The sequence below is a fragment of the Microbacterium sp. B24 genome (assembly GCF_000333415.1).
In the GTDB taxonomy this organism is placed as follows: domain Bacteria; phylum Actinomycetota; class Actinomycetes; order Actinomycetales; family Microbacteriaceae; genus Microbacterium.
The window spans coordinates 1-4972 of the sequence record NZ_BADB01000195.1 but is presented as its reverse complement, the minus strand read 5'-3'; the positions used below and the strand labels follow the sequence as shown (position 1 = coordinate 4972).

The 4972-nt window shown below is 61.4% G+C and carries 7 protein-coding genes; 5 read left to right on the top strand and 2 right to left on the bottom strand.

The window, feature by feature from the left end; all coding sequences use genetic code 11:
- A partial coding sequence (locus I5I_RS16750; RefSeq protein ID WP_148285490.1) for a hypothetical protein occupies positions 1–484 on the bottom strand: 484 nt, incomplete at its 3' end.
- Positions 485–587: 103 nt separating this feature from the next.
- Here I5I_RS16750 and I5I_RS05140 point away from each other — a divergent pair.
- The 5 genes from I5I_RS05140 (at position 588) to I5I_RS05120 (ending at position 3732) form a co-directional block, all read left to right on the top strand.
- Positions 588–1070, top strand: coding sequence for a hypothetical protein (locus I5I_RS05140; protein WP_036317290.1), 483 nt, complete (start codon positions 588–590; stop codon positions 1068–1070).
- Positions 1071–1080: 10 nt separating this feature from the next.
- Positions 1081–1440 (top strand): histone-like nucleoid-structuring protein Lsr2, encoded by a 360-nt coding sequence (locus I5I_RS05135; protein ID WP_239640025.1) that lies wholly within the window; start codon positions 1081–1083, stop codon positions 1438–1440.
- Positions 1441–1730: 290 nt separating this feature from the next.
- Positions 1731–2315, top strand: coding sequence for a hypothetical protein (locus I5I_RS16745; RefSeq protein WP_148285489.1), 585 nt, complete (start codon positions 1731–1733; stop codon positions 2313–2315).
- A gap of 83 nt (positions 2316–2398) precedes the next feature.
- Entirely contained in the window at positions 2399–3067 is a 669-nt protein-coding gene (locus I5I_RS05125; RefSeq protein WP_036317284.1) for a hypothetical protein, read from the top strand.
- On the top strand, positions 3064–3732 hold the full coding sequence (locus I5I_RS05120; RefSeq protein WP_036317281.1) for a hypothetical protein: 669 nt from the start codon (positions 3064–3066) through the stop codon (positions 3730–3732). Before I5I_RS05125 ends, I5I_RS05120 begins: the two co-directional genes overlap by 4 nt.
- A 219-nt stretch (positions 3733–3951) precedes the next feature.
- On the opposite strand, the gene I5I_RS05115 is transcribed toward I5I_RS05120, so the two are convergent.
- Positions 3952–4878, bottom strand: a complete 927-nt coding sequence (locus I5I_RS05115) for a type II secretion system F family protein (protein WP_036317278.1) — start codon at positions 4876–4878, stop codon at positions 3952–3954.
- Positions 4879–4972 lie beyond the last annotated feature (94 nt).

Sequence of the window (4972 nt, the reverse complement as noted above, 5' to 3'; positions counted from 1 at the left end):
ATCCCCAGCACCCAGACAATGAGGCCCGCGGCGGACGACCACTCGGCAGCAGCGCACCACGACGGTCGAAGACTGCGATGAGCTCAGCCGCCTCCTTCTTCATGCGCTCGGCTTCGTCCGCCTTGGATTGAGAGACCTCGTCAGTATCACGCTGCCCCGCGCCCAGCCCCAACCGCTTGAGCGCTCCCTCCAACCGACCGACCTTCTTTTCCAGCTCAACAAGTGTCTGAAGACTCTCGACTGCCTGCGCGTAGCGAAGCTTAAGCACTGCACAGATTTCCTTGACTGCACCCACGACAACGGTAGCCACCGTGATGCCAATCACACCGCCAATCCCCCAACAAAGCACCGCCAACACCACAACTGCGGCTACCAGAACAACTGCGCCAGCGATGATCGCGACGTCACGCGCGACTCGATTGCATAGTTTGCGAGGCAAGGACTTGCTCAATGTGGATTGGGTTGGCGCACCGTTACTGGTCATTCTTGAAACATATCGGCCGACCTGCTGGACCCTTGCTTGAAGAACGGCACGAAAGTCAGGCCGATTCAAGTACACGGACGTAAAGGCCGCGCACGACACCCGCATGATTCTGAACAAGCCAACGATTGCGAACAAGGTCTTCACCCCCTCGGTGCCTAGCGATCTATCGGGATCAATACGGAAGACGGCTAAGGGTGAAGGCGAGTGGTCATGGTCCGAAAGCTCCACGGACTACGAGTGGACCAACGAAGCCTCCATCGATCAGTGCGGGGAGCGTCCCGCGTCCATCACGACCAACATTGCTATGCCGTTCCTTGAGGGTGACGACTGGGAGAGCACTGATCGGGGGAAGAGTTATCTGGAATTGATCGACAAGCTCACACACAACAGGCAGACACCCGACCTCCTCGTGACCAAGCTCGTATGGAATGCACAGCAAGACATTGAATCCGCCCGAAAGATCGAACTGGGCCAGAGAATCATCGTGATCTACCGAGGGCTAGAGAACGATGCCCTGATTGCAGGTATTCAGCACGAAATCACACCGAGTCGATGGATGATCACTCTCACCTTGGCGCGACCTTAAAAGATGATCTATGCTCGCCATCATGGCCCGCAAAGAAATCAGATCGTACATTGTGACCGATGACCTCACCGGAGAAGAAATTCCCGAGGACGAAGCGGTGAGCATCCAGTTCAGCTACGGCGGTCAGGCTTACGAGATTGATCTCTCGAAGCGCAACGCCAAGAAGCTGGATGACTTCCTCGCTGCGTACATCGACAAGTCGCGTCGAGTCCGCTCCTCCAGCCTCGCCCCTGCCCGCCGGTCCTCTTCTGCATCGAAGAAGCACGACCTGGACGCGGTGCGCACGTGGGCACGTGCCAACGGCCACACTGTCTCTGACCGTGGCCGGGTGGCGCAGACCATCCTTGACGCCTACGAGGCGGCTCGGTAACAGAAAGGAAATGCAGCGAAATTCGGACAGTACGTCGCGTACGGCCAAGAAGCAACCGTCCACCTCAGCAGCGGAACCGTTGCTCACGCAACGATCCGTGACTGGGACGAGGTTGGAATCGTCGCAGTCGCTTGGAACAGGTTGTTGTTCTGGCCGTGGAGCAGCATCGCGAGGATCGACATCGCTGATGCCACATCCGAGGGAGAAGCAACCGTCGTCTGACACGCCTCACCCGCAGGACCCCCGGCTTCGGCTGGGGGTCTTTTTCTCGGTTGCGCCATACTGAGGCCATGTACTGGTCGACGGTGTTTACGATCCTTGCGACGGGTGTGGTGACCGCGGGCGGCACATGGGGGAAGAGCATTCTCGATGCCCGACTCGAAACCAAGCGGCTCGACGCCAAGCGAAAAGACGATGCAGACGAACGCGCACGTCAGGGGGAAAAGGAGCGTAAGCTTCAGCTGTCCCAGCATCAGACGGAAGCAAAGCGAAACGCCCTCACAGCCATGAGCGCGTTCACGAAGCTGCTTAGTGACTTGTCAGCGCTACCGTCAACTGCAAGCAGCGACGCAATCGCCCATCGCTGGAATACGAGATATGACGCCACCGCGCGAGAAGCAGTGGAACTCATCCACGACGCTGAAACTCGTGAGAACATGATCACGGCAATCACCGCGCTCAACAACCTAGGCGCGTACATCAGCGTCAACCATTTGGACTCGAATCCGCTTTGGCTCGCACGCGAACTCGTGCAGCTGCTTATCGCGTTGGCAGGTGCAGAGTCTCGGGGCGATGATCTTCCGATCGCCGTTCACCAACAAGTGACCGACGCCAAGGATCAGGTGAGCATGATGAAGGACTACTTCGGAGATTAATAGGCACGCTTCGTTGCCCTCTGCTGACCGATCTACATAACGGAGACTACCCACGGCAACGTTACGCCCGCTACCCTGCGAGCATGGCTCAGATCAGCATCCACATCGCCTTCACGTACGAAGGGCCACGGCCCGACTTCAGGACGACCGTTGAGGCGTCCGAAGACGCCCTCTTCGGGGATGTCGCCCGGGGCGCTCTGCGAGATGCGATTCAGCAAGAACTCAAAGGCCTGTACCTAGTCGCCTCGGACGATGGGAGTTGGGGCGTGGATGACCTAATTGTCATCCCGGATGACTTCACGGTTGGCGAGTATGCGCAGATCACCGCAGCCGAAGAGCATGCTCTCATAATCCCCGGTCTCGGGGCCGGTGAATTCTGGTTCGAGCCACTCATGAGCGCCGTGGAGTTCATCGGTTATGGGCTCACGATTCGTGAGGCCTACTCCCTGATGCGAAGTCAGGGCAAACAGTTTCGCCAGCTTAGGTATCGGACGCACCAGAAGTTGGCACGCGACTGGCTCGATGATGGAAAGCCACAGCCGATTCCGATGCCTCTGCGGCAACGTGTCAAGGAGCAGAACCCTTGGTCGCGTGAACACTTCGATTTCGCGTTCGGCCTGGACTACGCGAGCGGCACGGAACTCTTGCGGGCCGCAGGGTACCGGAAGACTCGTGAGGTCCCGGGAGACTCAGTATGGACCGACGAGACTGAGCCTTACCAAGGTCAGCGATACCCGGGGCTGGCGCAGTGACCCTCTTTGAGATACCGATCCGGCGGGTTGAACGCCTGGGCGGAGAGTACACACTCGTGGCGGAGGGGGAGGACAGATTCATCGAGGCCTACTTCCGTGCGAAAGGCTGGGAGGTGACCGAAGACACCTACCTGCTCATACGCATGACGTCCCCGTGGAGCGAACGACCACGGCAAGACCTGGTACGGATACCAATCGACTTCACCGTCGCGCAGTTCGATGACTTCACGCGTGGTACCGAATGGGAATTCGACCCCGGCGGTTATGGCGGTGATGGACGTTGGCATGAGCCTCTCGCGTCAGCATGGGAAGTAGTCAACGCGGGCTTCTCGCTTCAGAGCGTCATCGGGTTTGTGATGACCACGGGGCGCACCGTTTCCCAGATCAGGTACCTGAAGTACCAGCAGATGGCAGAAGACTGGCGTGACGAGGGCGCCCCAGCTGAGATTCCGAAAGAGCTGCTGCAGATGGTGAAGAGTGAGAACCCGTGGTGGCGCAGCCACTTTGACTTTGTGTTCAAGCTGGACGGCATCACGGGCGCAGCACTGCTACGCGCCGCGGGCTACAGGAAGACCTTCAGAGACACGAACGACGCCCTATGGCTCGATGAGTCCGAGCCCCACAACTCTAGGTTCGTTGAGCCTCAGGGGTACCCATCCCTTTGAGCATCTAGGAGCTCGGAAGTCTTATGTGGTTTGACTTTCAGCCCAGACCGGAACGTCACCCGTCTCATCGTCGACGAACTCGCGCAGTGCGGATCGGTGTGAACTGTCCATGCGTCGAGTCTGCTCGGATGAGATTTCGCACGCGGGAGTTATCCACAGCAGTGCGAACGAGACACGAAGCATCGGGCTGCGCCGCGACGACCGGCCCGACTCAGCCGGTCAGCCGACGCCGAGGCGCAGCATGACGATGCCGGGGAAGATCGCGAAGAGAACCGACAGGGGCAGAATCAAGAACACGAGCGGCAGAAGCATCAAGATCTCCTTGCGTCCGGCCAGCTCCAGCAGCCCCCGCTTGGCGTCCTCTCGAGCATCGACGGCCTGCTCCTGCAGAACATGCGCGAGAGGCGCTCCACGGTCCATCGCCGCCACGAGGTGCTCGATTGCTCGCGCGAGTGCCGGCACGTCGAGGCTCTTCGACACTGAGAGCAGCGCGTCCGGCAGGCTCGATCCGGTGCCGCTCGCCAGGACTGCCGCGCGGAGCTCACCGGTCAGCACGCCGGAGCCGACCTCGCCCACGCGACGTAGCGCATCGCGCAACCCTTCACCGGCAGCCAGGCACAGCGAGAGGAACTCCAGCACGGTCGGAAGCTCCTCCTCCACCCGCGCGATTCGCTGACGCGCCGCTCTCGTCAGTCGGTAGTCGCACCCGAGAACTCCGGCCGCGGCGAACAGCGGCGGCAGAAGAGCGAGGGTCGGCGCTGCGCGCCCGAGGAGAGTCAAGGCGACGACGAGAAGGCCCCCCGCGCCGAGGCCCCCTACGGCCCACCCGAGCTGCAGGGCGCGGAAGGCCACGACGTCCTGACGCCACCCGGCCTGGCGCAGGCGACGCGCGGCGCTCCCTCCACCGCCGAGTCCGACCCAGGATGCGGCGACCCGGTCTCGCACGAGCCGCCACGACGAGGTGACCGCCGGCGCCGCGAGTGGAGTGATGCCCCGCGGATCGGCGATGTCGCGCAGGTAGGGCGCGACGCGACGCGACAGCGAGGGCGCCGCCCACCGCGGAAGCCGGCCGATGGCCAGCACGAGCCCCGCTCCCAGCGCGACACCGAGGACGACGGCGGATGCGGCGAGGCTGACGATGCTCATGCGAACCACCGCCGCGGCTCCGGCAAGCGACCGATGCGAATGGTGAGGCGATAGGCGCCTACCGAGACGGACTCTAGAGGATCCCCGGGTCCGA

Bases quoted from the DNA above. Each gene is read 5' to 3' on its own strand.
- I5I_RS05140 (WP_036317290.1), top strand. From the start codon at position 588: ATGATTCTGAACAAGCCAACGATTGCGAACAAGGTCTTCACCCCCTCG.
- I5I_RS05135 (WP_239640025.1), top strand. From the start codon at position 1,081: ATGCTCGCCATCATGGCCCGCAAAGAAATCAGATCGTACATTGTGACC.
- I5I_RS16745 (WP_148285489.1), top strand. From the start codon at position 1,731: ATGTACTGGTCGACGGTGTTTACGATCCTTGCGACGGGTGTGGTGACC.
- I5I_RS05125 (WP_036317284.1), top strand. From the start codon at position 2,399: ATGGCTCAGATCAGCATCCACATCGCCTTCACGTACGAAGGGCCACGG.
- I5I_RS05115 (WP_036317278.1), bottom strand. From the start codon at position 4,878: ATGAGCATCGTCAGCCTCGCCGCATCCGCCGTCGTCCTCGGTGTCGCG.